Here is a 219-nt window from a genome sequence, read left to right as displayed (position 1 = left end):
CTTTGGTGCCGAGGACCGGAATCGAACCGGTACGGTAGTCACCTACCGCAGGATTTTAAGTCCTGTGCGTCTGCCAGTTCCGCCACCCCGGCAAAAAGTTCTGGAGCGGAAGACGGGATTCGAACCCGCGACCCCCACCTTGGCAAGGTGGTGTTCTACCACTGAACTACTTCCGCGAAATGTAATGGTGCGGGTGAAGGGACTTGAACCCCCACGCCT

The 219-nt window shown here is 58.0% G+C and carries 2 tRNA genes; both read right to left on the bottom strand.

The window, feature by feature from the left end:
- Positions 1–3: 3 nt before the first annotated feature.
- Positions 4–92, bottom strand: a tRNA-Leu gene (locus FGG79_RS21555).
- A 9-nt stretch (positions 93–101) separates the two neighbouring features.
- Positions 102–176: transfer RNA gene (locus FGG79_RS21550), tRNA-Gly, on the bottom strand.
- Positions 177–219: the final 43 nt, after the last annotated feature.

This window comes from Bacillus sp. BHET2, from assembly GCF_005938125.1.
Taxonomy (GTDB): Bacteria; Bacillota; Bacilli; order Bacillales; family Bacillaceae_B; genus Rossellomorea.
Note: the sequence above shows the minus strand (reverse complement) of the source record. Positions and strands in the feature narration are given on the sequence as shown.